Source organism: Streptomyces sp. 11x1 (assembly GCF_032598905.1).
Classification (GTDB): domain Bacteria; phylum Actinomycetota; class Actinomycetes; order Streptomycetales; family Streptomycetaceae; genus Streptomyces.
In genome coordinates, this window is sequence record NZ_CP122458.1 from 1,217,586 (window position 1) to 1,243,861 (window position 26,276).

Sequence of the window (26,276 nt, forward strand, 5' to 3'; positions counted from 1 at the left end):
ACGTTCTGCAGATCGTGGCCGTCAGCCACCGGCGAGGACGGGCGAGTTGGAGGCCGAGGAAGCGTCACGGCGCTCTCCCACAGACGCTGACCGTTTGCCGACCTGGAGGCAGCACGGAACCACTCCCGAATGGTCTGCTCCCTGCCTGCTTTCTGCAGGTCAAGGGCGCCCTCTGGAGACTGCAGCGATTCACGTGCACGGTCAGCGGTCCGCACGCGTTCCAGGGCTCACACCCCGGCCCGCCGACCGTCCCGGAGTAGACGCCGGGAGGCGCCGCATCGACGTCGTCGAGTGGATCAGCCTCGCTGCGCTGACGGCATGAAGAAGAACCCCGAGGACGATGTGGAGGCCGTGCCGTCGGCGGCGACCGGCGTCGGGCCGCTGGTGGCGTCGCGTTCGTCACCAACTTCCTGGCAATGTTCGCCATGGTCGGCTTCGGGCCTGTTCACCTCGCAGTACCTGCAACTCGTGTACGGTCTGCGGCCGTGGGGCACCGGTCTGTGGACCTTGCCGGCGGCCGGCGCGACGATGGTCGGCGCGCCCCTCGCGGCCGTCCTCGTGCGGAGGATCCGCCCGGCGTGCGTCATCCGCGGCCGTCCTGCTCGCCGCGGCCGGTCTCGGAGTCGTACTGCGCTCGCCACCGACCTGATCATCGTCGCCGCGCCACCGGAGCGCGCGGGCTCCGTCTCCGGACTGTCCGAGACCTGCGCCGAGTTCGGCGGCGCTCTCGGTATCGCGGTCCTCGGCAGCATCGGTGCCGCCGTGTACCGGCGGTCCATGGACGACGACATGCCGTCGGGCATCCCGAGGCGGCGCGCGAGGTCGCGCACGAGACGCTGGGCGGGGCCGTCCAGGTCGCCGGACAGCTGTCGGCGGACCTCTCCGGACTCCTGTTGACGGCGGCGAGCCGGGAGGCGTTCACCGAGGGCATGCGGATCTCCTCCGGCACGGCGGCCGGAGTGATGTGCGTGGCCGTGGTGCCGGCCGCTCCGATGCTGCGTCATCTGCGGATCGACGGCCCGTCGGCCGGGGATCCGCACACCGCGGCTTCAAGTGCGCGCGGGCATGACGCCGAGCTCTCCCCTCGCTGAGGGGACCGGGCGATCCGCGGAGCGGAGGGGCCGCAGCCGGAGCGGGCGGCGTTCAGGGTTTGGCGAGAGGGCCGGCGTGCAGGACGTTCAGGCGGCGCCGGTACTCCTCCTCGTCGATCTCCCCCCGGGCGAACCGCTGTCCGAGGACCTCCTCGGGTGTCTGCGGCGCGGCGGGACCGTGGGTGTGTTCCTGGGGCCGGTTCAGAGCGCGGAAGAGCAGCACACCCGCCGTGATGACCAGCGCCCAGAAAAGGATCATGCTGGCGGACATCGCGAACCAGCCCCATCCGCTGACGTCGTGGCCGTACCAGAACATCGCCATGCACCTGCTTCGGATCGTTCGGCGATCGGGTGCGGGCCCGGAGCCCGGCGCCCTGGGGAGCCTGTGTCCTCAGGGGCATCGTCCCTCGGCCGGGAGGCGGCGCGCTGGGGCCGGACGTCCCGACCGGATGGGCCGTTCAGCCACTACCGGGCAGGGGCGGCCGGGTGGCGGCTGCCAGGAGGCGGACGGAGTACAACGGGTGGCGGTGACGTGTGGGGCGGCTGCACCCCCCCGACGGCGTCGAGGTCCGTCAGGGCGCACCGTCGACATGGAAGGGAACGACGATGGAAGTGGAGCCGCTTCTGTGGCGCTCGGCCGACGAGTACGCGCCCGCCCCACCGACGTACTCCGTCGCGGCCCGGCCCACGTGGTTCGACCACGCCGGTGAACTCGTCGTGGTGGACGGCCCCATCACCTGGGAGACCCCGTGGCGCACCGAGGGCGGGTTCAGCCATCGCGTTCCCGCGGGTCGCCATCCGGTGTACGTGGGGTGCCTCGCGTATCCCCCGGACGGTGAGGATCCCGACGCGCTCCGGCTGACCGTCACCATGCTCGTCATACCGCTGGCCGAGCCCGCCCGGATCGAGACGGCGGACTGGGAGACCTCGCGGATGCGGTGTTACGCGAACGCCGGAGAGGCCGACCTGCTCTCCACGAACTGGTGGGTCACGCGGATCTCGACCGGCGACAACCGCGTCCAGTGGTACGGGGACGGCAGGTGGCAGCCCGCCCAGGCCATCGACAGGTGGACCGTCTGCTCCGGGCCGAACCATCCCGGTGGGGTGCGCATCAACAAGGTCAGGATCCTCTGAGGCACCGGCCGCCGGACGACGGGACCCCGACCGAAGCAGGCTCGTGACGATCGAGAGCCCACTCGCACACACGTACGGAGAAGTTTCTTGAAGGGAGAGCGAGATCCAGGTCGGTGGCCCCTCCCAGTACGTGGTCACCAGCGGCTTCAGGTCGCGCACCCGCGCATCTGGCCGTCGGCCCCGGTCGCACTATCGTGGAGGGCATGGGCGATCTCGCCGGCCCGGACGACGACGGGCTCCCTCCCGATCGGACCCAGGCCATCCTCGAAGCGGCCAAGGAGGTCGCTTCGCTGCTCAAGGCCGGTGGGCATCCCTTCGCGCTGGCGGGCGGCGTCGCGGTGTACGCCCATGGCGGTCCCGGGACGCTCCAGCACGACGTCGACTTCTGCGTACTGCCGGAGGACGTCGAGGCGGTCACCGGCACGCTGGAGGCGGCCGGGCTGACCGTGGTCGAGCCGCCCGAGGACTGGCTGGTGAAGACCCGGAGCCAGGGCCAGGAGGTCGACCTGATCTTCCGGCCGTCGCGGGCTCCGGTCAGCCGTGAGCTGCTGGACCGGGCGGAGGTGCTGTCGGTCCAGTCCGTGTGGATGCCCGTGCTGGCGGTGACGGATCTGCTCATCGGGCGTCTCCTGGCGTTCTCCGAGCACTACTGCGACTTCGGTGCCGTGCTGCCGCTCGCCCGGACCCTGCGCGAGAAGATCGACTGGGGCCGGGTGCGGCAGGAGTGCGGTGGCGAGCCGATGCCGGCGGCCTTCCTTTTCCTGCTGGAGCGCCTCAACGTGATCGAGCCGGAGGAGACCGGCGATGGCGACAGGACATGACCACCCGCGGACGAACGGCCCGAACGGCCCAGGACGCCGCGCCACAGAACCACCGGCGGACGACCCGACACACCCCGCCGCACCACCACCGGCGGACGGGCCGGGGCACCGCGCCCCACACCCACCGGGCGACGGCGGCGCACCACCATCGGCGGGCGGCCGGGAACACCCCGCCGTGCACCCGCCGGCGCACAGCGAGTACCGCATAGCCCACCTGGAGGAGCGGCTCGCCCGGAGTGATCTGGCCGAGCTCGGGATGCGGATCGAGGCGCGCGGCGACGCCGTGCACATCACCGGCACGGCGTCCACCGCGGCCGTTCGCGAGGCGATCCTGCGGCTGGCGGCGGAGGAGCTGCCCGGCGTGCCCGTACGCGCGGACATCACGCTGGCCGACGTCACCGCCCCGGACCGTCCCGAGGAGCTGTCGTGATCCGGGTCGCGGCCGTCGGGGACATCCATCTGGGGCCGGACAGCCGGGGCCTGCTCCGCCCGGCGTTCGACACCCTGCCCGACCACGCCGACCTGCTGCTGCTCGCCGGGGACCTGACCCGGCACGGCACACCGGAGGAGGCGCGGGTCGTCGCCGACGAGGTGGCGGGGCTGCCGGTGCCGGTGATCGCCGTCCTCGGCAACCACGACCATCACTCCGAGCGCCCCGAGGACGTGACGGCCGTGCTGAGGGACGCGGGGGTGACCGTGCTGGAGGGCGAGGGCACCGTCGTTCCGGTCGACGGCGTACGGGTGGGGGTCGCCGGGACAAAGGGGTTCGGCGGCGGTTTCGCCGGGCGCAGCGGCAGCGAGTTCGGCGAACCCGAGATGAAGGCCTTCGTCCGTCACACCCGGGGGCTCTCGGACGGTCTGCGTCGCGCGCTGGACGAGTTGGCCGAGGACGGCTGCGCGGTCCGTATCGCGCTCACCCACTTCTCCCCCGTACCGGACACGCTCGTCGGTGAACCGCTGGAGATCTATCCCTTCCTGGGCAGCTACCTGCTGGCCGAGGCGATGGACGAGTCCGGTGCCGACCTCGCCGTCCACGGCCACGCCCATCTGGGCACCGAGCACGGCATCACCAGCGGTGGGGTGCGGGTGCGCAATGTGGCCCAGCCGGTGATCCGGCGTGCCTTCGCCGTGTACCGGTTGCCGGTGGACGGGGAGCGCGGCGCGGGCGGGGAGGGTTCGTAGCGCCGGTTGCCCCGGCCGGGGGGGACAGCGGTCCGGGGCCGTCGCGCGGCACCCGGGCGCGGGTCCGGCGGCGGGGTTACCGTCCGTCGACATGCGTGCGGACGGCCGGACGGGAGGTCCCGGATGCCCTGGCGGTGGCGGTGGGGGGTCGCGGCGGGTGCCGTGGTGCTGCTGACGGCCGGCTGCGGATCGGTCGAGCAGCGGCGTACGGCGGCCCGGGACGCGGCCGTCGGCTTCGAGCGGACGCTGGGGGCGCAGGACGGGGTCGCCGTGCGCGGTGCTGGCACCTGGGGTCCGGGACGAGCTCGAACAGTCCTCGGGGACGCCGTGCGAGGACGCCGTCCTGGAGGAGGCCGTTCCGTTCGTCGCGGCGGCCGAGGACGAGGTCGAGGGCGTCGATGTCGCCGGACGCCAGGCCCGGGTGGAGTTCTCGGCGGACACCTTGTTCCTGTCGCGGTTCTCCGACGGGTGGAAGGTCCTCGCCGCCGGGTGTACCCCGCGTCCCGAGCGGCCCTACCAGTGTCTGCTGAAGGGTGGGTGAGGACGTCGTGCGCGTCATGTTCGCCCTGTGCCTGCTGGTGATCGCGGGCGGTCTGGCCTACTGCGTCACGCTGGGGGTGCTGCACCGATGACCGGATCCGTACGGCGGTTCTTCCGGGACAACGGCCTGGGGCTCACCTTCCTGACGCTGTTCGCCCTCGCCCTGGTCGGCCAGGCGTTCGCCGGTCACGCCGACTTCGACAACCGGCTCGCGGCGGAGGAGCTCCAGCGGATCTCGCTCGGCGAGTACGTGACGTCGTCGGACTTCGCGGTCGACGTGATGGAGAACTGGCAGTCCGAGTACCTGCAGTTCTTCCTGTACGTCTTCCTGACGGTCTGGCTGGTGCAGCGCGGCTCACCGGAGTCCAAGCCCCCGGACGGCATCGGGGTCGAGTCGGACGAGGAACAGCGGGTGGGACCGCACGCGCGCTCCGACTCCCTCCGCTGGGCGGCGGCCGGCGGCCTGCGCCTGAAGCTGTACGCGAGTTCGCTGGGGTATGTCATGGGGGTCGTGTTCGTGCTGTCGTGGCTGGCCCAGTCGATCACGGGTGTGGCGGCGTACAACGAGGAACAGCTGCGGGAGCTGCAGGCGCCCGACAGCTGGTCCGAGTACGTCGTCTCCGCCGACTTCTGGAACCGTACGCTGCAGAACTGGCAGTCCGAGTTCCTCGCCATCGCCTCCATGGCGATCCTCTCGATCTATCTGCGCCAGCGCGGTTCCCCGGAATCCAGACCGGTCGGGGCCGCCCACGCGACGACCGGCGGCGAGGGCGGCTGAACCCCGGGAGACCGCACGGTCCCTAGGCCCTGACGCCGGGGGGCCGCCCTTCGGGCGACGACGGGAATGTGACGACAGGGCCTAGAAGCGTCCTGAAGATCTTGAAAATGCGCCCGGCTTGCCCTACTTGATGGCGATTGATATTTACCGGCAATCCAGGGTGAGTCGGGCGGCCAGAGCAAGATCTTCAGCGGTCTCCTAGTAGGGCTCCGTTAGGTTGCTCTGGCTCTTGGGTTCTGGCTGGTGGTGGATGTTCTGGGCAGGGGGCGGTGGCAGGTGGTGCAGGTGCCGGTCCAGCAGTTCAGCAGGTCCTGGATGGCGTCGAGGATCTGGTAGAGGGTGAGTCCGCTGTATCGGCTTTTGGGGACAGGCGCTGTTCGGTGAGGAAGGCGTGGGCGGCGGTGACCAGGGTGACGTGGTGGTGCCAGCCGTTCCAGGAGCGGCCCTCGAAGTGGTCCAGGCCGAGGCCGTGCTTGAGTTCCCGGTAATCGTGCTCGATGCGCCAGCGGATCTTGGACAGGCGGACCAGTTCGGTGATCGGTGTGTCGGCGGGCAGGTTGGACAGCCAGTAGTCGGTGGGTGCTTCGGCGCCGGCGGGCCATTCGACCAGCAGCGTCACCTCGGGCAGGACACCGTCCCAGTGGCCGTGCTCGGCAGTGGCGGCGGCTTGGGCCAGACGGCGGGCCCTCACCCCGGCCGGCCGCACCCGCAGCGCCAGAAAGCGTGAGTGCATCGGCCCGCGGGAGCCTTCACGCCAGGTCACCTCGGTGAACGCCTGCCGTCCGTGCTCCTGAGCCAGCGCTGCCACCGAGGACGGCTTGTCCCGGTAGCGGGGCTGCGGCCTGCGACCGTTCCCGGACCACGCCGGGGCGGTGGGCCGCACGTCGTGCGGGTGGACCGTCACGTCCGAACGGACCGCCACGACATAGCCGATGCCCCGCTCGCTCAGACCGTCGCGGAAGTCGGCGTTCTGCCCGTAGCCGGCGTCGGCGACCAGCACCGGCGGAACCAGCCCCCACCCGGCCAGCTCGTCGAGGATGTCCAGGGCCAGACGCCACTTCTCCCGGTGCCCGACCTCCGGCGGTATCCCGGTCTTCTGCCGCCGCACCGCATCGTCCGCCCACTCCTCGGGCACGAACATCCGCCACTGCAGCGGACAGGACGCCGTGTCGGAGACCGCGTGCACACTCACCGCGACCTGGCAGTTGGCCCGCTTGCCCAGCGCCCCGCAGTACTGGCGCGCGACCGCCACCGACATCTTCCCGTCCTTGGGGAACGACACGTCATCGACCGCCCACGCCTCCGGGCCGATTCTCGGCACCATCCGCTGGGCGATCCGCCGCCGCACCGGCACCGGATCCCACGTCGACTGGTTCACGAACTGCTGCAGGTTCTGCTCGTTGCCGTCCGGCAGCCGTTCCGCCATCGGCTGGATCGACTTCCGCCGTCCGTCCAGCATCAGTCCCCGCAGGTAGCAGTCGCCCTTCGCCCGCTGATCCTTACGCGGCACCGACGCGAACACGTCAGCCACGAACAACGCCAACGTCGCCCGAGCCCGGTTCACTTCATGTGCGTCCACACCTTCAGCGTTCCCCCAAACAGGACCGACAGACAGACGTAACGGAGCCCTACTAGGCCGCCGCCACCGGTGCTTCCTCGCCGGGCTCGTGGTCCGTCGACCTCGCGAACTGCGTCCGGTACAGCTCCGCGTACCGTCCGCCCGCCGCGAGCAGTTCCTCGTGCCGGCCGCGCTCCACGATCCGGCCCGCCTCGACGACGAGGATCTGGTCGGCGGTCCGCACGGTCGACAGGCGGTGGGCGATGACCACGGCGGTCCTGCCCTCCAGCGCCTCGGTGAGCGCCTCCTGCACGGCGGCCTCCGAGGTGTTGTCGAGGTGCGCGGTGGCTTCGTCGAGGATGACGACGCGCTGACGGGCCAGGAGCAGCCGGGCGATCGTCATGCGCTGCCGTTCACCGCCCGAGAGGCGGTAGCCGCGCTCGCCGACGACGGTGTCGAGTGCGTCGGGCAGGGAGCGCACCAGGTCGTCGAGCCGGGCCCGGCGCAGGACGTCCCACAGGTCGTCGTCGCCGGCGTCGGGGCGGGCGAGGAGCAGGTTGGCGCGGACGGTGTCGTGGAAGAGGTGGCCGTCCTGGGTGACCATGCCGAGGGTGCCGCGCAGCGACGCCGCACTGAGGTCGCGTACGTCGACGCCGCCGATCCGGACCGTGCCGGCGTCCGCGTCGTAGAGGCGGGGCAGCAGTTGGGCGACGGTGGACTTGCCGGCGCCGGAGGAGCCCACGAGGGCGACGGTCTGGCCGGGTTCGGCGCGGAAGGAGACGCCGTGCAGGACCTCGGTGCCGCCCCGGGTGTCGAGCGAGGCGACCTCCTCCAGCGAGGCGAGGGAGACCTTGTCGGCGGAGGGATAGCCGAAGCGGACGTCGTCGAACTCGACGGCCACCGGGCCCTCGGGCACCTCGCGGGCGTCCGGTTTCTCCGCGATGAGCGGCTTGAGGTCCAGTATCTCGAAGACGCGCTCGAAGCTCACCAGGGCGCTCATGACCTCGACGCGCGCCCCGGCCAGCGCGGTCAGCGGCGCGTACAGCCGGGTCAGCAGCAGGGCCAGGGACACGATCGCGCCCGCGTCCAGGGTGCCGCGCAGCGCGAACCAGCCGCCGAGGCCGTACACCAGGGCGAGCGCGAGGGCCGAGACGAGGGTGAGGGCGGTGATGAACGCCGACTGCGCCATCGCCGTGCGGATGCCGATGTCCCGTACCCGGCGGGCCCGTTCGGCGAACTCGGCGGACTCGTCGTCGGGCCGGCCGAAGAGCTTGACCAGGGTGGCGCCGGGTGCGGAGAAGCGCTCGGTCATCCGGGTGCCCATGGCGGCATTGAGGTCGGCCGCCTCCCGCTGGAGCCGGGCCATGCGCCGGCCCATCCGCCGGGCGGGGACCACGAAGACGGGCAGCAGGACGAGCGAGAGCAGCGTGATCTGCCAGGAGAGCGTGAGCATCACGGCGAGGGTGAGCAGCAGCGTGACCAGGTTGCCGACCACTCCGGACAGGGTGTTGCTGAACGCGCGTTGCGCGCCGATGACGTCGTTGTTGAGACGACTGACGAGCGCTCCCGTACGAGTACGTGTGAAGAACGCGACCGGCATGTGCTGCACATGATCGAAGACGGCGGTCCGCAGATCGAGGATGAGACCCTCGCCGAGCGTCGCCGACAGGCGTCGGCCCAGGAGTCCGAGCGCCGCCTCGGCTACGGCGATGACGGCGATGAGCACGGCAAGGCGGACGACGTGGTTCTCGTCCCCGCCCAAGACGATCACGTCCACGACGTTCCCCGCGAGCACCGGCGTCGCCACGGCGAGCAGCGCGGTCACGACGCCGATGCCGACGAACCACGCGATACGGCGACGATGTGGACGGGCGAAGGCACCGACGCGCCGTAGCGTGGTCCGGGCGAGGGGGCGGCTGTTCCGCTGGGCTGTCATCATGCCCTGCAGCTGGGTCCAGGCGGTGGTCTCCATACTCATGGGGAAGAAGCTAGGACCTCGACCAAAGTTGAGGTCAACCGTATTTCGGCGCACGCCGGGGTGCGGTGAAGTCCGCCGCCGGTCGACCGCCGTCCGCGCGCCCGCAACCCTCTGTTGGCCGGGCCCGGAGAGTCTCTCCCGGTGTGACAGCGACACAGCTCCCACGGCCGCTCATCGCACGCATTCCGGTACGGCGGATCCTCTGCCTGCTCCCCCTCGCGCTGGTCCTGGTGGTCGCCGCGCGGCACCGTTCCGTACTCGTCGAGGGCTTCGAGCGTCTCGCGACCGCGCGGTGGCCATGGCTGGTCGCGGCGGCCGGCGTGACCTGTCTGACCTGGGTCGCGGCGGCCGTGACGCGGCAGGGGGCGCTCGTCGAGCGGTTGCCCGCCGGGCGGTTGCTGGCCGCCCAGTTCGCGGCGGGCGCGGCGAACCATCTGCTGCCGACGGGTCTGGGCGCGAGCGCGGTGAACCTGCGGTTCATGACGGTGTGCGGGGTGCCCCTGTCCCGTTCGTCGGCGGCGCTCGCGCTGTATCTGCTGGCGGAGTCCGTCGCCCGGGTCGGCCTGCTGCTGGCCCTGCTGACGGCGTTCCCCCGGGCCCTGCGCCTCGGTCCGCTCCTGCCCGTCGGCACGTCGACTCCCCTGCTGGTGACGGCGGTTGTCGTGGGGTGCGGGGCCGTGGCCGCGGTTCTCCTGGTACGGCGGCTACGTGCGGCCGTGTCGGGTTTCGTACGCACGGCCCTGCGCGAGGCCCGCGCGGTGCACGCGCGACCGGCGCGGGTGCTGGCTCTGTGGGGCGGCTCGTTGGCGTTCCCCGCGCTCCAGGCGGGCGTACTGGTCACCGTGGGGCTGGCATTGGGGCTGCACATCCCGGTGACGCACATGGCGCTCGCCTATCTCGCCGCCACCGTCGCGGTCGCCCTCGTCCCGACGCCGGGGGGCCTCGGTTCGGTGGAGGCCGCGCTCGTGGTCGCGCTGGTGGCGGCCGGTGGCCCTGTGGCCGTGGCGACCGCGGTGGTGCTGGCGTTCCGGATCGTCACGGTCTGGCTGCCGTTGCTGCCGGGGGCGTTGACGCTCGGTGCGCTGGTCCGGCTGAAGGTGCTCTGAAGAGGAGGCCGTCGTACCGCCGAGCACATCCGGACATTCCCTCAAGGCGCGGGGCCCTCGTCGGCCGATCCGCGCAGGTCCGGTGCCGATCAGCCGTGCGGATACGGCAGGATGAGCGGTCGCGCCCGACGCCGTACACGCGTCCGGGCGGGCGAGAACACGCACTCTTGATTCGAGCAGGTGGCAAGCTGACGACACATCACATACGGCCCTCGGGACACGACATACGGTTCCCCGGCCGCTCCCCGCGTCCCACGGGAGGCGAGCGATGACCCGGACCCTCACCCTCGACGACTGTCTCGTGGCCGGAATCATCCTGGTCGCGGGCCTGTTGGCCGCGTTCCTGCTGCGGCTGCTGCTGCGCTGGCTCGGCGGCCACGCGACGAAGACCCGCTGGAGCGGTGACGACGTCATCGTCGACACGCTGCGCTCGCTGGTGCCCTGGAGCGCGTTCGTCGGCGGGGCGGCGGCCGCCGGAGCGGTGCTGCCGCTGACGAAGACCGTGCAGCACAACGTGAACCAGTCGCTGACGGTGCTCTTCATCCTCGTCGCCACGGTCACGGCGGCCCGGGTGATCGCCGGACTGGTGCGCACCCTCGCCCAGTCCCGGGCCGGTGTCGCGGGCTCGGTCACGATCTTCGTGAACATCACCCGGGTCACGGTCCTCGCGATCGGTGTCCTGGTGATCCTCCAGACCCTGGGCATCCCGGTCGCCCCGCTGGTCACCGCCCTCGGTGTCGGCGGTCTCGCGGTGGCGCTGGCCCTCCAGGACACCCTCGCCAACCTCTTCGCGGGCATCCACATCCTCGCCTCGAAGACGGTCCAGCCGGGCGACTACATCAAGCTGAGCAGCGGCGAGGAGGGCTATGTCGTCGACATCAACTGGCGGCAGACGACGATCAAGTCGCTCTCCAACAACCTGGTGATCATCCCCAACGGTCAGCTCGCCGGCACCAACATGACCAACTTCAACCAGCCCGAGCAGGACATGACCCTGCTGGTGCAGGTGGGTGTCGGCTACGACAGCGACCTGGAGCACGTCGAGCGGGTCACCAACGAGGTCATCGCCGAGACGATGAAGGAGGTCGAGGGCGCCGTTCCCGACCACGAGCCGGCCGTGCGGTTCCACACCTTCGGCGACTCGCGCATCGGGATGACCGTGATCCTGGGGGTCGGGGAGTTCAGCGACCAGTACCGGATCAAGCACGAGTTCATCAAGCGGCTGCACAGGCGGTACCGGGCGGAGGGGATCAGCGTGCCGGTTCCGCGGCGGGCGATCACGCTCCAGACGGGGGGCGGCAGCGTGGAGATCCCCCATCAGCGGGAGCCCTCCGTCGAGGTCGCGTCGTAGGGGACGGGTGTCGGGTGCGGGTCCGGTGGGGCTTCCCGCGCAGTTCCCCGCGCCCCTGAGAAGCAGGGGCTGCGCCCCCTGCTTCTCCACCCCCGGCGCCCCCGCACCCGACAACGCGCCCCTCTCCCCGCCCCCTGTCGAGTACCGCCCCCGCACGAGATATCTTGATGTCGAGCAATGTTGCAGACGTGGAGCGGAGCACCCGGTGACTGACTCGACCATCATCTATACGCACACTGACGAGGCGCCCGCCCTGGCGACCCACTCGTTCCTGCCCGTGATCAAGGCGTACGCCTCGCAGGCCGGCGTCTCCGTCGAGACCCGTGACATCTCGCTGGCCGGGCGCATCATCGCCGTCTTCCCGGAGTACCTGGAGGAGGGCCAGCGCATCCCCGACGCCCTCTCGGAGCTGGGCGCGCTGGCCAAGACGCCCGCGGCGAACATCATCAAGCTGCCGAACATCTCGGCGTCGATCCCGCAGCTCAAGGCCGCCGTCGCCGAGTTGCAGGGGCAGGGCTACGCGCTGCCGGACTACCCGGACGACCCGAAGTCCGACGAGGAGCGGGAGATCCGCGCCCGCTACGACAAGATCAAGGGTTCCGCCGTGAACCCGGTCCTGCGTGAGGGCAACTCGGACCGCCGCGCCCCCGCCTCGGTCAAGAACTACGCCAAGACCCACCCGCACCGCATGGGCGCCTGGTCCGCCGACTCCAAGACGAACGTCGCGACCATGGCCGAGAACGACTTCCGCTCCACCGAGAAGTCCGCGGTGATCTCCGAGGCCGGCTCGCTGAAGATCGAGCTGGTCGGCGACGACGGCTCCACCACCGTGCTGCGCGAGTCCGTACCCGTCCTCGCGGGCGAGGTCGTCGACGCCTCCGTGATGCGCGTCGCCGCGCTGCGCGAGTTCCTGACCGCGCAGGTCGCCCGCGCCAAGGCCGAGGACGTCCTGTTCTCCGTGCACCTCAAGGCCACGATGATGAAGGTCTCCGACCCGATCGTCTTCGGTCACGTCGTGCGCGCCTTCTTCCCGAAGACCTTCGCGCAGTACGGCGAGACGCTGGCCGCGGCCGGTCTGTCCCCGAACGACGGTCTGGGCGGCATCTACAAGGGCCTTCAGGCCCTGCCGGAGGGCGCCGAGATCAAGGCCTCCTTCGACGCCGAGCTCGCCGAGGGCCCGGCCCTGGCGATGGTCGACTCCGACAAGGGCATCACCAACCTGCACGTGCCGTCCGACGTCATCGTCGACGCCTCGATGCCGGCCATGATCCGCACCTCCGGTCACATGTGGGGCCCGGACGGCCAGGAGGCCGACACCCTCGCGGTGCTCCCGGACTCCTCGTACGCGGGTGTCTACCAGGTCGCGATCGACGACTGCCGCGCCAACGGGGCCTACGACCCGTCGACCATGGGCTCCGTCCCGAACGTCGGCCTCATGGCGCAGAAGGCCGAGGAGTACGGCTCCCACGACAAGACCTTCGAGATCCCGACCACCGGCACGGTCCGCCTCGTCGACCAGGCCGGCAACGTCGTCATCGAGCAGACGGTCTCCGCCGGTGACATCTTCCGCGCCTGCCAGACCAAGGACGACCCGATCCGCGACTGGGTCAAGCTGGCCGTCACCCGCGCCCGCGCCACCGGCGACCCGGCCGTGTTCTGGCTGGACGAGACCCGCGCGCACGACGCCAACCTGATCGCCAAGGTCAACGCCTACCTGCCGGAGCACGACACCGAGGGCCTGGACATCCGCATCCTCGCCCCGGTCGAGGCCACCGAACTGTCGGTGGAGCGCATCCGCCGCGGCGAGAACACCATCTCGGTGACCGGCAACGTGCTGCGTGACTACCTCACCGACCTGTTCCCGATCCTGGAACTGGGCACCAGCGCCAAGATGCTGTCGGTCGTCCCGCTGATGGCGGGCGGCGGCCTCTTCGAGACGGGCGCCGGCGGCTCCGCCCCGAAGCACGTCCAGCAGCTGGTCAAGGAGAACTACCTGCGCTGGGACTCCCTCGGCGAGTTCTTCGCCCTGGTCCCGTCCCTGGAGCAGTACGCCACGGCCACCGGCAACACCAAGGCCAAGGTCCTCGCCGACACCCTGGACCGCGCCACGGCGACCTTCCTCAACGAGGACAAGTCCCCCTCGCGTCGCGTCGGCGGCATCGACAACCGCGGCAGCCACTTCTACCTGTCCCTGTACTGGGCCCAGGAGCTGGCCGCCCAGACCGACGACGCCGACCTGGCCAAGACGTTCGCCCCGCTCGCCGAGACCCTCACGGCGAACGAGCAGCGGATCGTCGACGAGCTGATCGCCGTCCAGGGCAGGCCGGCCGACATCGGCGGCTACTACCAGCCCGACCCGGCCAAGGCCGCGGCGGTCATGCGCCCGTCCGCCACCTGGAACGAGGCGCTGGCGAACTTCGCCTGAGCCTCGCCGCACCCCCCGTGCGGACCCTCCCGTCCGCACACCGCGGCCCCGGCCGGGATCACTCCCGGCCGGGGCGGCGTGCTGTCGCGGGGGCGTACGACGGTCAGACCGTGCCGAGCGCCGCGCGCAGGGTGGCGATCACCTGGCCGATGGCGGCCTCGGCTGCGTGCGTCCCGCGCAGGGCGTTCAGCATGACGAAGTCGTGGATGATCCCCTGGTAGCGCACGGCGGTCACCGGCACCCCGGCCTCGCGGAGCTTGTCGGCGTACGCCTCGCCCTCGTCGCGCAGGACGTCGGCCTCGGCGGTGATCACGAGGGCCGGCGGCAGCCCCCGCAGCTGCTCCGCCGTGGCGCGCAGCGGTGAGGCGGTGATCTCGGCGCGCTCCTCCTCGCCGGTCGTGTACTGGTCCCAGAACCACCGCATGGCGTCGCGCCGCAGGAAGTAGCCCTCGGCGAAGCGGCGGTAGGAACCGGTGTCGAAGGCCGCGTCGGTGACCGGGTAGAAGAGCACCTGCTGGACCAGGGGCACATCGCCCCGCTCCTTGGCCATCAGGGTCAGCGCAGCGGTCATGTTGCCGCCGACGGAGTCACCGGCCACGGCGATCCGGGTGGCGTCGAGGCCCCGGTCGGCACCCTCGGCGACGATCCAGCGGGCCACCGTGTAGTTCTGCTCGACGGCCACCGGATAGCGGGCCTCGGGCGAGAGGTCGTACTCGGGGAAGACGACCGCGGCCCCCGCGCCCACGGCCAGCTCGCGCACCAGCCGGTCGTGGGTGTGGGCGTTGCCGAACACCCAGCCCGCGCCGTGGATGTAGAGGATCACCGGCAGCACGCCCCCGACGCCCGCCGGGCGGACGACACGGGCCTTGACCTCGCCGGTGGGCCCGCCCGACACGGTCACCCACTCCTCGTCCACGGCCGGCTTCGCGATGTCGCCCGACTGCACCTCGTCGACGACCTTGCGGCCCTCGACCGGCCCGAGGTCGAAGAGGTACGGCGGGTTCGCGGTCGCCTCGACGAAGGCCGCGGCGGCGGGTTCGAGGACGGGACGGGGGTCGGTGGTCTCGGTCATGACGATCTCCTCGCGAGAGGTGCGACGGGTGCGGCGGGCAGGTTGGGGAGATGCCCTTCGCCGGTTGGGCGGCACAACCAAGACAGTAGCGCTCGATTACATCGCGCACAACTAATATGTGCACAATTCACTGTCGCTCGATCCCTTAGTGCCCGATAGAGTGGGATGACCCGCGGGTAGGGTGGGAGATCGTCATGCGAGAGCACGGGACCGAGGAGCGACACCGTGAGCACAGCCGGCGACATCGCGACCGCTGCCGGGGCGGAATCGACACGGGGGCACACACTGCTCCTGGACGACCAGCTCTGTTTCGCCCTGTACGCCGCCTCGCGCGCGGTGACCGCCCGCTACCGGCCCCTGCTGGACGAGCTGGGGCTGACCTATCCGCAGTACCTGGTCATGCTGGTGCTCTGGGAGCAGGACTCGATCTCCGTGCGGGACCTGGGCACGGCGCTCCAGCTGGAGTCCAGCACCCTCTCCCCGCTCCTGAAGCGCCTGGAGGCCGGCGGCCTGCTGCGCCGCGAGCGCCGTACGGACGACGAGCGCTCCGTCTCCATCCGCCTCACCGACGCCGGCGCCCGGCTGGAGGAGCGGGCCCGGAGCGTCCCCGTGGACATCGGCGAGGCCATGGGGCTGTCCCCCGAACAGCACACCATGGCCAAGCAGTTGCTGCGGCTGCTCACGGCCAACGTCAGCCAGGGCTGACCCGGACGTCGTCACATTCCCGTCGTCGCCCGAAGGGCGGCCTGGCGGCGTCGTGGGGGTACCTCCCGGTCGAGCGCAGCCGAGACCGGGGGAGCGTGCTCTCGGCGTACCGGGCGCTGACTCGCGTACTGGACGTACTCGGGTCAGTGCCCGGCGCGTCGAGAGCGCGTGCATGGCGTCGCGGGGCAGGCGGGAATGTGACGACAGGGCCTAGTGTGCGGCGTCCAGCCGGGCCCGCTGCTCCTCCGTCAGCTCCAGCTCCACCGCGCCCAGGTTCTCCTCCAGTTGGTCGAGCGACGACACCCCCGCCAGCGGGACGATCGGGAACCGGCCGCTCAACTGCCAGGCCAGCACGACCTGGTTGACCGTCGCGCCGGTCTCCCGTGCCACCTGGCCCAGCACCTTCAGCCGGGCGGGGGTGCCGGGGTGGTCGTAGTCCGACGCAAGGGTGTCCGGCCGTACGTAACCGCCCTTGAGCAGGGGCGAGTAGGCGACCAGGGTGAGGCCGGGCTCGGCCTCCAGATAGCTCAGCAGTTCGGCGGTGGCCGCGCCGAGGGTGCCGTCGGCCCAGAGATCGCTGGGGACGTCGGTGCGCGGGCGCAGATGGCTGTGGTGGTACTGGAGCACCTCGTAGCCGGGCAGCCCCGCCGCAGCGGCGAGGGCGCGGGCCCGCTCCACCCGCCAGACGGCGTGGTTGCTCGCGCCGAGCAGTCCGACCGCGCCCTCGGCGACGAGTTCCGCGAACCCCTCGACGGTCTCCCGCGCCGTCACCGTACGGTCCTCGATGTGGGCGTAGAGCAGGTCCAGCCGCTCCACGCCGAGGCGTTCCCGGCTGCGTTCGGCCGATTCCCGGATCACCTTCGCCGACAGGCCCTCGGCGTTGTCGACGTAGCCGGTGCCGGGTGCGAGGGGGCGGGCGCCGAGCTTGGTGGCGATGACGATCTCCTCGCCGACGCCCCGGCTGCGCCGCCACCGGCCGAGCAGTTCCTCGCTCTGGCCGCCCTGTCCGCCGTCGATCCAGAACGCGTAGTTGTCGGACGTGTCGATGAAGTTCCCGCCCGCCTCGACATAGCGGTCGAGCAGGGCGAAGGAGGTCTTCTCGTCCGTCCGCGAGCCGAACAGCATCGAGCCGAGCGCGAGCACGCTCACCTCGCGGCGGGTCGCCGGATCACTGCCTATCGTGCGGTACTTCATGCTGCCGTCTCCCGTTCCGCCCGGCTCTCGGGCCCGAAGGGAGTCTTCAACTTGAAGCGCACGCGAAGTCAACGCCCTTCGTCGGCCGATCTCCGGTCACTATCCTTCGGCCGTGACCGAAACCGAACCCATTCGCCTCGCGGACCTGCGGCTTCCCGACATGCCGCTGCACGATCCGTTCGTCGTCGCCGACGCCGAGACCCGTACGTATCACCTCTACACGTCCAATGATCCTGCCGTCTCGGGTGTGGACGGGACCGGCACGATGGTCTACCGCAGCACCGATCTGCGGGACTGGACGCGGCCGGTCGTGGTGTTCCGGACGGAGGAGCAGGAGGGAATCTGGGCGACGGACGGCGCGTGGGCGCCGGAGGTGCACGCGTGGGACGGCAGGTACTACCTTTTCACCACGCTGCACGACGAGGGGAAGCCGCTCAAGGTGCCACCGGCCGGCCGGTACGGCACGCCCTTCCAGCTCCCGAACCATATGCGCGGCACGGTCACCGCGGTGTCCGACTCGCTGCTGGGCCCGTTCACCGTCGTGGACCCCACGCGTCCCACCCTGCCCGAGCACCTCATGACCCTCGACGGCACGCTGTACGTCGACGCGGCCGGGCAGCCCTGGATGGTGTACGCGCACGAGTGGCTGCAGACCGTCGACGGCACGATGGAGGCGATCCGGCTGGCCCCGGATCTGGCCCGCACTCTCGAGAACCCGGTCTTCCTGTTCAAGGCCTCCGACGCGTCCTGGCTCACCGACCAGATCCCCGGCGGAGTGCCGCACCAGCTCGCGCCGTACATCACCGACGGCCCCCAGCTGTACCGGACGCCCGACGGCTCCCTGCTGATGCTGTGGTCGACGTACGAGAAGAACGTGGCTGGTGACGACGGCACGATCAGCGGCGGTTACGTACAGACCTACGCGGTCTCCAGGTCGGGCGACCTCACCGGGCCGTGGGACCAACGGCGGCCGCTGGTCCGGGAGGACAGCGGCCACGGCATGCTGTTCCACACCTTCGACGGCCGGTTGATGATGATCCTCCACCGCCCCTTCGAGAACGCCCGCGGCAAGCTCTACGAGATGCGGCTCGACGGCGACGAACTCAGCGTGCTGCGCCGCCGTGACGACCTCGACGGAGGCGGTTGAGCCCGACCGCGACACCCCCCTGGCCGCGGTCGGGCGCCGCCGGACGCGCAGGAGGATCAGGTGCAGGACAGGTAGTTGTAGCCGGCGAGCCGCGTGTTGCCGTCGCCGTCGGGGAAGCTGTAGTTGCCGTCCGCGTTGCGGCTGAGGTTGAAGTCGCGCACGATCCCGTCGTAGCGCAGGTTCGCGGTGTGACCGTCGGCGGTGCTGCCGGACACGAAGTAGAGCCACTTGTCCATGTGGCCGAAGGTCTCCTGGCCGACCGATCCGTCGACACCGAGGGCGAAGTACCTCTGGAGGTCCTCGGTCGCGGCCTTGGTCCTGGGGCCGAATTTGCCGTCGATGTGCGCGGCGGAGTCGAGGAACCCGTCCGCCCAGAGGATCTTCTGCCACAGGCAGGTGGCGTTGGAGTTGGTGTTGGTGCCGGTCGACAGGATGCCCTCGTTGCCCCAGTCGTCGGTGTAGCTGTCGGCACCGTAGACGTAGGCGAGCCCGCTGTACGTCCCGCTCGCGGCGGCCGGCGTGGTCCCGAGCGCGAGGGTGGCCGTGGCCACGACGCCGACGGTGCAGGCGGCCAGCTTGAATCGCGTGCGCAAGCTCATGGGAGTCCTCTCTTCGAGCCACCGGACCGTTGCCCGGCGAGCACCGCAGACTCTGGCGACGAGGGAGCCGGCGCGGCAAGGAAAACCGCAGGTCATGGGAGAGTGGGATGCCGTCGTCCGCGCTGCCTGGGCGTTTCCCGTGCCTCTGGGACGCCGGTGGGACATCGGTGAGGCGTGCACCAAATACGCACACGGCGAACACAAGATGCGCACGGGGTGAAAATGCTCTAGGGTCCGATCTCCAACTGACCGATTACTAGGGGAACTTGTGAGAGCCACCGTCGATCCCGAACGATTCGCGGCGTTCCTGCGGTCGTTGAAGGAGCGGTCGGGCCTGAGTTACGAGGCGCTCGCCCAACGCACCGGCAGCAGCAGATCCTCCCTCCACCGCTACTGCTCGGGTTCGTACGTGCCGCCGGACTACGGCCCTGTGCACCGCTTCGCGTTGATCTGCGGAGCCTCCCCGACCGAATTGCGAGAACTCCACCGGCTCTGGGCAGTGGCCGACATGAGCCGGATGCGCGCCGAGGGGGAAGGCGAGAGGGAAGCCGAGGGGGAAGGGAAAGCGGAAGGGGAGGGGCAGGCTCCGAAAGCGGGTCGGCCCGCCACGAGACCGGACGGGACGGAACGGGCTCCGACGGCGGTCCCGGAACCTGGGTCGATGACGGCGGAACCCGTGTCGACGGCGGCGGCCGGGACCGTGCTGTCGACGGCCGGGGCCGTGGCGTCGTCGGCCGAGACCGACCCTTCGGCGGCCGGGAGCGCGGCCACCACGGCCGGGACGGTGCCTACGGCGGACGGGAGGGCGGGGGCACAGGCCGGGGCGCTGGCCGGAGCGGTGGCAGTCACCCCCTGGCGCCGACGTGCGCTGCCGATCCTCGGTCTCTGCTTTCTCCTCCTGGTGGCCTGCGGGACCTGGATCACGCTGGCGACCCGTCAGCAGGCCGCCACCGAGGACGCGGACGACGGACGGCTGCTGTTCTCCGCCGCGTGCGCGGAACCGGTCGGCATGGGCCAGCACGACACCTGCGTCAAAGAGGTGCAGCGACTGCTCGCCGCGGTCGGCGCGGACATCTCCGTGGACAGCTCCTTCGGACCGCAGACCCTGCGCCGCGTCACCGCGTTCCAGGTGCTGCACGGCCTCGACCCGGACGGCGTGGTCGGCACCGAGACGAAGCGGGCGCTCTACGAACCGAAGGCGCGTATACGGAGTTGGTCGCCGAAGAAGGTACGCCAACGCGTCCGGCAGGTGTTCGCGGAGGACCCCGACCACGCGGTCGCGATCGCCGACTGCCAGTCCTTCCTCGACCCTCTCCACATCCTGCCGAACACCAACGGCACCAGGAACTGGGGCGTCTTCCAGATCTCCGACACCCGGCTGCGCGAACTCGGCGGCACCCCGCGCAAGGCCCTGGAACCGGAGTGGAACATCCAGGCGGCCCACCGCCTGTGGAAACGCGCGGGCGACTTCGGCGACTGGCCCTACTGCGAGCGCGCGTACACCGAGTCCTCCTCCTCGAAACCCTCCGCCTCGGAGCCCTCCGCCTGAAACGGAGAAAGCCGTACCGGTCGCACCGGTACGGCTTCGGGCCTGCCGCCGCGCGCCGTCTTCCGCCTTCCGCGTCGTCAGTCCGCGCTCTCCCTCATCGGATGCGTGAGGTTCGCTCCGGTCGCCGGGTCGAACACATGAGCCTTGGCCATGTCGACCCGCAGCTCCAGCGGTTCGCCCTCGCGGGCACGCGTGGCGGCGTCCAGTCGGGCCACGATGTTCTGCGTGTCGGCGCCGGTGTCGCGCAGCCCCGAGTCCTTGGCGAGCTCCTCCAGTTCGGTGGTCGTCGCGGGGCCGCCCTCCGCACTGAAGTAGACGTACACATCGGAGCCCAGTGACTCCATCACGTCCACGGTGGCGGTGAAGACCGGCCCCGTCCGGTCCTGGCCATGTGACAGGGCCACGTCCTCGAATGCCTCCGGCCGCAGCCCGACGATGACCTCGCGGGGCGCGTCCTGACGTTCCAGCGCCTGCCTCGTACGGTCGTCGAGGGTCAGGTCGCCCAGGGACGAGCGCAGGGCACCGCCCTCCAGGGTGGCGTTCAGGAAGTTCATCGCCGGGGAGCCGATGAAGCCCGCGACGAAGATGTTGCGCGGCAGGTCGTACAGGTCGGCGGGCGTGCCGATCTGCTGGACCAGTCCCTGTCGCATGACCACGACGCGGTCGCCGAGCGTCATCGCCTCGGTCTGGTCGTGGGTGACGTACACAGTGGTCGTGCCGAGGCGCCGCTGCAGCCGGGAGATCTGAGTGCGCATCTGTACCCGGAGTTTGGCATCCAGGTTGGACAGTGGCTCGTCCATCAGGAATGCCTTGGGATCACGGACGATGGCCCGCCCCATGGCCACCCGCTGGCGCTGTCCGCCCGAGAGGTTGGCGGGTTTGCGGTCCAGGTGATCGGTGAGGTCGAGGATGCGGGCGGCCTCCGTCACCTTGGCGTCGATGGTGTCCTTGTCCACCCTGGCCAGACGCAACGGGAAGCCCATGTTCTCCCGGACGTTCATGTGCGGGTACAGGGCATAGCTCTGGAACACCATGGCGACGTCGCGTTCCTTGGGGGCCAGGTCGTTGACGACTCGGTCGCCGATGCGCAGGGTGCCCTCGGTGATGTCCTCGAGTCCGGCGATCATGTTCAGGGTGGTGGACTTGCCGCATCCCGACGGACCGACCAGGATCACGAACTCGCCGTCGGCGATCTCGAGGTCCACGTCCCGCACGGCGACGGCCCCGTCGGGAAAACGCTTGGTGACTCCCTCGAGGATGATCTCGGCCATGGATGGTGCCTCCTTGCCTTCATGCCTTCCGGGTCCGAGTACCGCCGTCCGGTGTCCGGTGTCCCGGACCGGGCCCGTCCGCCGCGGTCATCCCGTTCACCCCTTGACTGCCCCGGAGGTCAGTCCGGCGACGATCCGCCGCTGGAAGAACAGGACGAAAACGATGATCGGGATGGTGATGACCACAGCGGCTGCGGCGATCGAGCCTGTCGGCTGCTGGAACTGGGAGCTTCCGGTGAAGAACGCGATCGCGGCCGGTACGGTGCGCGCGGACTCGGTGGACGTCAGGGAGATCGCGAACAGGAAGTCGTTCCAGCAGAAGATGAACACGAGAATGGCCGTGGTGAACACGCCCGGCGCGGCCAGCGGCACGATGACCATCCGGAACGCCTGCGCGGGCGTCGCCCCGTCGACCTTGGCGGCCTTCTCCAGATCCCAGGGGATCTCCCGGAAGAACGCCGACAGGGTGTAGATCGCCAGCGGCAGGGAGAAGGTCATGTACGGGATGATCAGCCCGATCCAGGTGTCGAAGATCCCGATGATCCGCTCGATGTTGAACAGCGGTGACACCAGGGAGATCGGCGGGAACATGGCGATCAGCAGGGACATACCGATGAGCACCCGCTTGCCGGGGAAGCGCAGCCGGGCCACCGCGTAGGCTGCCATGGTGCCGAGCGCCACCGCGATCACCGTGGCGATCAGGGCGATGCCGATCGAGTTGATCAGCGCACGGGTGAACTCGGAGGTCTCGAAGATGCCGCGGTAGTTCTCCAGGGTCCAGTCCCTGGGGATGTAGTCGCCGTCCGTGAGGGTGGCGGGGTCCTTGAACGACAGCGCGGCGATCCACCACACCGGGAACAGGGCATACAGGACCACCACCAGGTTGATGACACCCCATCGGGCGGCATGCGTCTTTCCCGCCTCGGCCATCAGTTCCGCACCTCCGAGCCCGGGGCCGCGGTGCCGAACATCTTGACGAAGGCGAAGGCGATGATCCCGACGCAGATGAAGATGAGGACGGAGATCGCCGACCCGATGCCCAGGTTCAGCGCGGTGAACAGGTTGTCGTACCCGAGGATCGACAGGGACCCGGTCCCCTGGGCGCCCGCGGTCAGGATGTAGATGTTGTCGAAGATCCGGAACGCGTCCAGTGTGCGGAAGAGCAGCGCCACCAGGATCGCCGGTTTCATCAGCGGCAGCATGACCTTGGTGAACCGCTGCCAGGCGGTGGCCCCGTCCACCATGGCCGCCTTCAGGGTCTCCTCGGGGACCAGAGCGAGGCCCGCGAGGAGCAGCAGGGCCATGAAGGGCGTCGTCTTCCACACCTCGGCGAGGATGATCAGCCAGAGGGCGGACCACTGTTCGGTCAGCGGAGCCTCTCCGCTGGGCAACAGCTCGGCGAGATACCCGAGTTCCGGGGTCCAGGCGTACTGCCAGGAAAAGGCGGCGACCACGGTGACGATCCCGTACGGGACGAGGACCGCCGTGCGGACGGCGCCGCGCCAGAAGATCGTGCGGTGCATCACCAGGGCGAGTCCCATTCCGAGGACCAGTTCGATCGCCACCGACACGGCGGTGATGAACAGCGTGACCCAGAAGGCGTCCCACCAGAACGGCGAGGAGAGCACCGCCCCGTAGTTGTCCAGGCCCACGAACTCCGCCCGTCCGGGAAAGCGCAGGTCGTACCGCTGGAGGGACAGATAGACGGCGTACCCGATGGGGTAGGCGGTCACCGCCGTCATGACGACGACCGCGGGCGCGCAGAGCAGCCAGCCGAGCCGCCGCTCCTGTCTGGCACCCGCCGAGAGCGCCGCCCGGTCCGCCTTCACCCGCCCCGTCTCCGACCCGGGGGGCGTCGGTGCTCCGGCGGGTCGCGCCCGCGTGCTCATGTCCGGCCGCCCGGGGACGACGCCCGCGCGGTGCGGCGCGGGCCGGCGGAGTGGTGCGGTGGGCAGTGGTTCACGGGATCACACCCTCGGATCGCAGGGCATCGTCGATCTGCTCCCCGATGGTGTCGACGGAGCTCTCCGGTTCGATCCCGGACGGCGGCGACAGGGTGTGGGAGACCGCGATCGACACGTTCTGGTAGACCGGAGTGATCGGGCGCACGCTCGCCGACTCCAGCGCGGCCAGCACGTCCTTGGAGAAGGGGTACTCCTTCATGAACGCGGGCTCGTCGTACAGGGCTCGCAAGGTGGGCGGCAGACCGCCCTCGAGCGCGGCGGCGAGCTGGTTCTCCCGGTTGCGCAGGCACAGCGCCGCCTCGAAGGCCAGGTCGGGGTGGCGCGAGTAGGCGCTCACGGCCAGGTCGATGCCGCCGATGGTGGGCCGGGCCGGGCGGCCGGCGTCGACCCGGGGGTACGGCGCCCAGCGGAAGTTCTTGAACAGCTCGGGGTTGTTCGCCTTCATCGACGGATAGACGAACGGGTAGTTGAGCTCGAACGCGGCCGTCCCCGACTCCATGGCGAGGCGGTTCTGGTCCTCCATCTGGTTGGGCAGGGATGGGTCCGCAGCCGGGGACTTCGCCAGATCGCGCATGATCCCGGCGGCACGCACGGCGGGAGGACCGAGCGAGGGCTCGGTCGCGCTCGCGTTGAGGATGGAGCCGCCCGCACTGTTGATCAGGGTGTTGAACCAGACGGTCAGCCCCTCGTACTGGGCGCCCTGGATCTCCACGAAGTGCGGTTGGCCCTGCCTGGCGAGGACCTCGGCCATGTCGAGCATCTCGGCCCAGGTCCTGGGTGGGGTGGGCACCAGATCCTTGCGATACCACAGGAGTTGGGTGTTGGTGTTGTACGGGACCGCGTACAGCTTGCCCTTCCACGTCGAGGTCTGCAGCGGTACGCGCAGGGTGCCCTCCACGGCCTGCCGCTTCGCCGCCCCCGTCCACTCCCGGATCCAGCGTGCCTCGGCGAACTCCGCGGCCCAGGTGACGTCCAGGCCCAGGATGTCGAGCGAGTCGTCCTCGGCGGCGAGTCTGCGGACGAGCTGCTGGCGCTGGCCGTCCGCGGCACGCGGGAGCTTGTGGTAGCTGATCCTGTAGCGGCCGCCCGACGCCTGGCTGCACCGGTCGGCCGCCTTCTGGAGCGCACCGGAGTCGTCCGGGAAGTTGTACCAGTCGAGGGTGGGCCTGCCGGAGCTCTCGTCACCGCCGCAGGCGGCGAGCACCGACGCCAGCAACGGCAGTACGGCGAACGCCCGCAGCCATCGCGTCCGTCCGCGGCATCCCTCGGGGCCCTTGCGGCCCTTCCGCCCCGGAACGGGCCGACAGCCGTACCTCGCGTGCACGCGCTCCACACCTCGCTTCCGGACTGTGGCACGGGACTGGAACCTCGCAACGTCTCCCTCCCGGGCGAACACTAAAGAGGACATAAGGGAATATCAAGCACATATGCCGCAAGAAATCAGCTTCGGTCCATCAGCTTCGGTCCCCGGAAACGGCGAAGAGGCCACCTCCGATCCATCGGAAATGACCTCTGACCTGCTGCTTCACAAGTCGGGACGACAGGATTTGAACCTGCGACCCCTTGACCCCCAGTCAAGTGCGCTACCAAGCTGCGCCACGTCCCGTCGCGCTCGGCACGGTGTTCCGTGTGAACGCGCAGGTAAACCCTACCCTACGTACCCCTGACGCCGAGTTCGGGCAGCCCCCGTGTCGTCCCGGTGAGATCGGCTCGGACCCGGTCCCGGATGTGCAGGATCAGCGCGGCCAGGTCGGCGCAGTACACGGACGGATTGCGGAAGCCGCTGCCGGCGGCGTACCGGTGGGCGAAGAGCGTGGTCCCACCCTGCACCCGCCGCTCTCAGACATACGAGCGACCACCGAGTGAACGCCGGACGACCACGCCCCAGGTCGCCCTACTCCGGCGGCGTAGGTGTGTCGTGGGTGCGGTACATCGCCTGGACGTCCAGTTCGAGTTGGATGGTGGGGCCCACGACGGCTATGCCTCGGGCGAGCATGGAGCGCCAGTTCAGGGTGTAGTCCTCGCGGTGGAGTTCGGACTTGGCGAGGGCGGCGCAGCGGAGTTCCTCGCCGTAGCCGCCGTTGACGGTGCCGAGGTAGGTGGTGTCGAGGGCGACGGAGCGGCTGACGCCGTGCATGGTGAGGCTGCCCTGGAGGGTCCACTTGCTGCCGCCGCGGTAGGCGAAGCGGGTGCTGGTGAAGTCGATGTACGGGAAGCGTTCGACGTCGAGGAAGTCCGCTGAACGCAGGTGCGTGTCACGGGTGTTGTTGCCGGTGTTGACGCTGGACGCGTCGATGCGGACGTGGACGCGTGACCGCGTCATGTCCTGGTCGACCACGAGGCCGCCGTCGAAGCGCTCGAAGCGGCCGTGCACATGGGCCATGCCGACGTGCTTGGCGATGAAGCGGATCGCGGTGTGCGGAGGGTCGAAGAGCCAGGTGCCGGGCGGCGGGAGTTCGAGCGCGCGGGCCGACTGGAGCCACACCCGTTCCCGGGAGACACCGGTGTCCGCGCTGACCTCGACCGTCTCCCGGTGCGGTTCCAGCCCCTCGGCCATGATCAGCACGCTGTAGGTGCCCGGCGGCAGAACGGCCGTGAAGAAGCCGTACGGGTCGGTCGCGCCGCGTGCCGCCACGCGGTGGCTGCGCAGTTCCGTCACTGTCACGTCCGCCGCGGCCATGGGCTGGTTCACTGGGTCCAGCACCTCACGAAGGACGACACCCGCGCCGTCCGGCACCGGGAACGGGGCGCCCGCGGCGCCCCCGGGGGCATTTCCGCGTCGCCGCCGGAGCAGTCCGAGGGGCATGGTGT

General features: G+C 70.3%; 26 protein-coding genes, 1 tRNA gene and 1 pseudogene. 15 read left to right on the top strand and 13 right to left on the bottom strand.

Annotated elements, in window-relative coordinates:
* Positions 1–318 precede the first annotated feature (318 nt).
* Positions 319–897 carry a hypothetical protein gene (locus P8T65_RS05715; protein WP_316724293.1) on the top strand — a complete coding sequence of 193 codons (579 nt, stop codon included), beginning with the start codon at positions 319–321 and terminating at the stop codon, positions 895–897.
* A complete protein-coding gene (locus tag P8T65_RS05720) occupies positions 894–1,091 on the top strand; it encodes a hypothetical protein (RefSeq protein WP_316724294.1) in 198 nt (65 codons plus the stop codon). Before P8T65_RS05715 ends, P8T65_RS05720 begins: the two co-directional genes overlap by 4 nt.
* A 52-nt stretch (positions 1,092–1,143) precedes the next feature.
* Here P8T65_RS05720 and P8T65_RS05725 read toward each other — a convergent pair whose 3' ends face one another.
* Positions 1,144–1,407, bottom strand: a complete 264-nt coding sequence (locus tag P8T65_RS05725; RefSeq protein WP_316731492.1) for an SHOCT domain-containing protein — start codon at positions 1,405–1,407, stop codon at positions 1,144–1,146.
* A gap of 290 nt (positions 1,408–1,697) precedes the next feature.
* Here P8T65_RS05725 and P8T65_RS05730 point away from each other — a divergent pair, with 290 nt between their 5' ends.
* The 6 genes from P8T65_RS05730 to P8T65_RS05755 all read left to right on the top strand — a co-directional run bounded on the left by P8T65_RS05730 (position 1,698) and on the right by P8T65_RS05755 (position 5,546).
* Positions 1,698–2,225, top strand: coding sequence for a beta/gamma crystallin domain-containing protein (locus P8T65_RS05730; RefSeq protein ID WP_316724295.1), 528 nt, complete (start codon positions 1,698–1,700; stop codon positions 2,223–2,225).
* 203 nt (positions 2,226–2,428) lie between these two features.
* On the top strand, positions 2,429–3,046 hold the full coding sequence (locus P8T65_RS05735; protein ID WP_230222395.1) for a nucleotidyltransferase family protein: 618 nt from the start codon (positions 2,429–2,431) through the stop codon (positions 3,044–3,046).
* A complete protein-coding gene (locus tag P8T65_RS05740; protein WP_316724296.1) occupies positions 3,030–3,476 on the top strand; it encodes a BON domain-containing protein in 447 nt (148 codons plus the stop codon). The genes P8T65_RS05735 and P8T65_RS05740 overlap by 17 nt, the downstream gene beginning before the upstream one ends.
* Positions 3,473–4,228 carry a metallophosphoesterase gene (locus P8T65_RS05745; protein ID WP_316724297.1) on the top strand — a complete coding sequence of 252 codons (756 nt, stop codon included), beginning with the start codon at positions 3,473–3,475 and terminating at the stop codon, positions 4,226–4,228. Before P8T65_RS05740 ends, P8T65_RS05745 begins: the two co-directional genes overlap by 4 nt.
* Positions 4,229–4,505: 277 nt before the next feature.
* Positions 4,506–4,769, top strand: a complete 264-nt coding sequence (locus tag P8T65_RS05750; RefSeq protein ID WP_316724298.1) for a hypothetical protein — start codon at positions 4,506–4,508, stop codon at positions 4,767–4,769.
* Between the two features lie 87 nt (positions 4,770–4,856).
* Positions 4,857–5,546, top strand: coding sequence for a DUF6766 family protein (locus P8T65_RS05755; protein WP_316724299.1), 690 nt, complete (start codon positions 4,857–4,859; stop codon positions 5,544–5,546).
* Between the two features lie 301 nt (positions 5,547–5,847).
* Here P8T65_RS05755 and P8T65_RS05760 read toward each other — a convergent pair whose 3' ends face one another.
* Together P8T65_RS05760 and P8T65_RS05765 are read right to left on the bottom strand one after the other, a co-directional pair.
* Positions 5,848–7,125, bottom strand: coding sequence for an IS701 family transposase (locus P8T65_RS05760; protein WP_316723451.1), 1,278 nt, complete (start codon positions 7,123–7,125; stop codon positions 5,848–5,850).
* Positions 7,126–7,177: 52 nt separating this feature from the next.
* Positions 7,178–9,076, bottom strand: coding sequence for an ABC transporter ATP-binding protein (locus P8T65_RS05765; protein WP_316731493.1), 1,899 nt, complete (start codon positions 9,074–9,076; stop codon positions 7,178–7,180).
* A gap of 149 nt (positions 9,077–9,225) precedes the next feature.
* On the opposite strand from P8T65_RS05765, the gene P8T65_RS05770 reads away from it, so the two are divergent.
* From P8T65_RS05770 to P8T65_RS05780, 3 genes are all read left to right on the top strand, one after another.
* The gene (locus P8T65_RS05770) at positions 9,226–10,188 is read left to right on the top strand and encodes a lysylphosphatidylglycerol synthase transmembrane domain-containing protein (RefSeq protein WP_316724300.1); all 963 of its coding nucleotides are present in this window, start codon (positions 9,226–9,228) and stop codon (positions 10,186–10,188) included.
* A gap of 268 nt (positions 10,189–10,456) precedes the next feature.
* Positions 10,457–11,539, top strand: a complete 1,083-nt coding sequence (locus P8T65_RS05775) for a mechanosensitive ion channel family protein (RefSeq protein ID WP_316724301.1) — start codon at positions 10,457–10,459, stop codon at positions 11,537–11,539.
* A 205-nt stretch (positions 11,540–11,744) separates the two neighbouring features.
* On the top strand, positions 11,745–13,964 hold the full coding sequence (locus P8T65_RS05780; protein ID WP_316724302.1) for an NADP-dependent isocitrate dehydrogenase: 2,220 nt from the start codon (positions 11,745–11,747) through the stop codon (positions 13,962–13,964).
* 103 nt (positions 13,965–14,067) lie between these two features.
* Here the strand turns inward: P8T65_RS05780 and P8T65_RS05785 are convergent, their stop codons facing one another.
* Positions 14,068–15,036 carry an alpha/beta hydrolase gene (locus P8T65_RS05785; protein ID WP_316724303.1) on the bottom strand — a complete coding sequence of 323 codons (969 nt, stop codon included), beginning with the start codon at positions 15,034–15,036 and terminating at the stop codon, positions 14,068–14,070.
* Positions 15,037–15,261: 225 nt separating this feature from the next.
* On the opposite strand from P8T65_RS05785, the gene P8T65_RS05790 reads away from it, so the two are divergent.
* The gene (locus P8T65_RS05790; RefSeq protein ID WP_316724304.1) at positions 15,262–15,741 is read left to right on the top strand and encodes a transcriptional regulator, SarA/Rot family; all 480 of its coding nucleotides are present in this window, start codon (positions 15,262–15,264) and stop codon (positions 15,739–15,741) included.
* 210 nt (positions 15,742–15,951) lie between these two features.
* On the opposite strand, the gene P8T65_RS05795 is transcribed toward P8T65_RS05790, so the two are convergent.
* Positions 15,952–16,935 carry an aldo/keto reductase gene (locus tag P8T65_RS05795; protein ID WP_316724305.1) on the bottom strand — a complete coding sequence of 328 codons (984 nt, stop codon included), beginning with the start codon at positions 16,933–16,935 and terminating at the stop codon, positions 15,952–15,954.
* 112 nt (positions 16,936–17,047) lie between these two features.
* Between P8T65_RS05795 and P8T65_RS05800 the strand changes: the two genes are divergently transcribed.
* Complete coding sequence (locus tag P8T65_RS05800) at positions 17,048–18,082, top strand: glycoside hydrolase family 43 protein (protein ID WP_399098401.1); 1,035 nt, start codon at positions 17,048–17,050, stop codon at positions 18,080–18,082.
* Positions 18,083–18,138: 56 nt separating this feature from the next.
* On the opposite strand, the gene P8T65_RS05805 is transcribed toward P8T65_RS05800, so the two are convergent.
* The gene (locus P8T65_RS05805; protein ID WP_316724306.1) at positions 18,139–18,681 is read right to left on the bottom strand and encodes a peptidoglycan-binding domain-containing protein; all 543 of its coding nucleotides are present in this window, start codon (positions 18,679–18,681) and stop codon (positions 18,139–18,141) included.
* A 268-nt stretch (positions 18,682–18,949) separates the two neighbouring features.
* On the opposite strand from P8T65_RS05805, the pseudogene P8T65_RS05810 reads away from it, so the two are divergent.
* Positions 18,950–19,153: pseudogene (locus tag P8T65_RS05810) on the top strand (helix-turn-helix domain-containing protein); the annotation flags it as partial.
* A 189-nt stretch (positions 19,154–19,342) separates the two neighbouring features.
* Positions 19,343–20,230 (top strand): peptidoglycan-binding protein, encoded by an 888-nt coding sequence (locus tag P8T65_RS05815; RefSeq protein ID WP_316731495.1) that lies wholly within the window; start codon positions 19,343–19,345, stop codon positions 20,228–20,230.
* Between the two features lie 77 nt (positions 20,231–20,307).
* On the opposite strand, the gene P8T65_RS05820 is transcribed toward P8T65_RS05815, so the two are convergent.
* From P8T65_RS05820 to P8T65_RS05850, 7 genes are all read right to left on the bottom strand, one after another.
* Positions 20,308–21,501 (bottom strand): sn-glycerol-3-phosphate ABC transporter ATP-binding protein UgpC, encoded by a 1,194-nt coding sequence (locus P8T65_RS05820; RefSeq protein ID WP_316724307.1) that lies wholly within the window; start codon positions 21,499–21,501, stop codon positions 20,308–20,310.
* Between the two features lie 96 nt (positions 21,502–21,597).
* Positions 21,598–22,431, bottom strand: a complete 834-nt coding sequence (locus P8T65_RS05825) for a carbohydrate ABC transporter permease (protein WP_184902218.1) — start codon at positions 22,429–22,431, stop codon at positions 21,598–21,600.
* Positions 22,431–23,390, bottom strand: coding sequence for a sugar ABC transporter permease (locus tag P8T65_RS05830; protein ID WP_316724308.1), 960 nt, complete (start codon positions 23,388–23,390; stop codon positions 22,431–22,433). The genes P8T65_RS05825 and P8T65_RS05830 overlap by 1 nt, the downstream gene beginning before the upstream one ends.
* Positions 23,391–23,460: 70 nt before the next feature.
* Positions 23,461–24,789 carry an ABC transporter substrate-binding protein gene (locus P8T65_RS05835; RefSeq protein WP_316724309.1) on the bottom strand — a complete coding sequence of 443 codons (1,329 nt, stop codon included), beginning with the start codon at positions 24,787–24,789 and terminating at the stop codon, positions 23,461–23,463.
* 208 nt (positions 24,790–24,997) lie between these two features.
* Positions 24,998–25,071 (bottom strand) — tRNA-Pro (locus P8T65_RS05840).
* A gap of 47 nt (positions 25,072–25,118) precedes the next feature.
* Positions 25,119–25,295 carry a hypothetical protein gene (locus P8T65_RS05845; protein ID WP_399098404.1) on the bottom strand — a complete coding sequence of 59 codons (177 nt, stop codon included), beginning with the start codon at positions 25,293–25,295 and terminating at the stop codon, positions 25,119–25,121.
* Between the two features lie 64 nt (positions 25,296–25,359).
* Positions 25,360–26,271 (bottom strand): YceI family protein, encoded by a 912-nt coding sequence (locus P8T65_RS05850; protein ID WP_316731496.1) that lies wholly within the window; start codon positions 26,269–26,271, stop codon positions 25,360–25,362.
* Between the last annotated feature and the right edge of the window lie 5 nt (positions 26,272–26,276).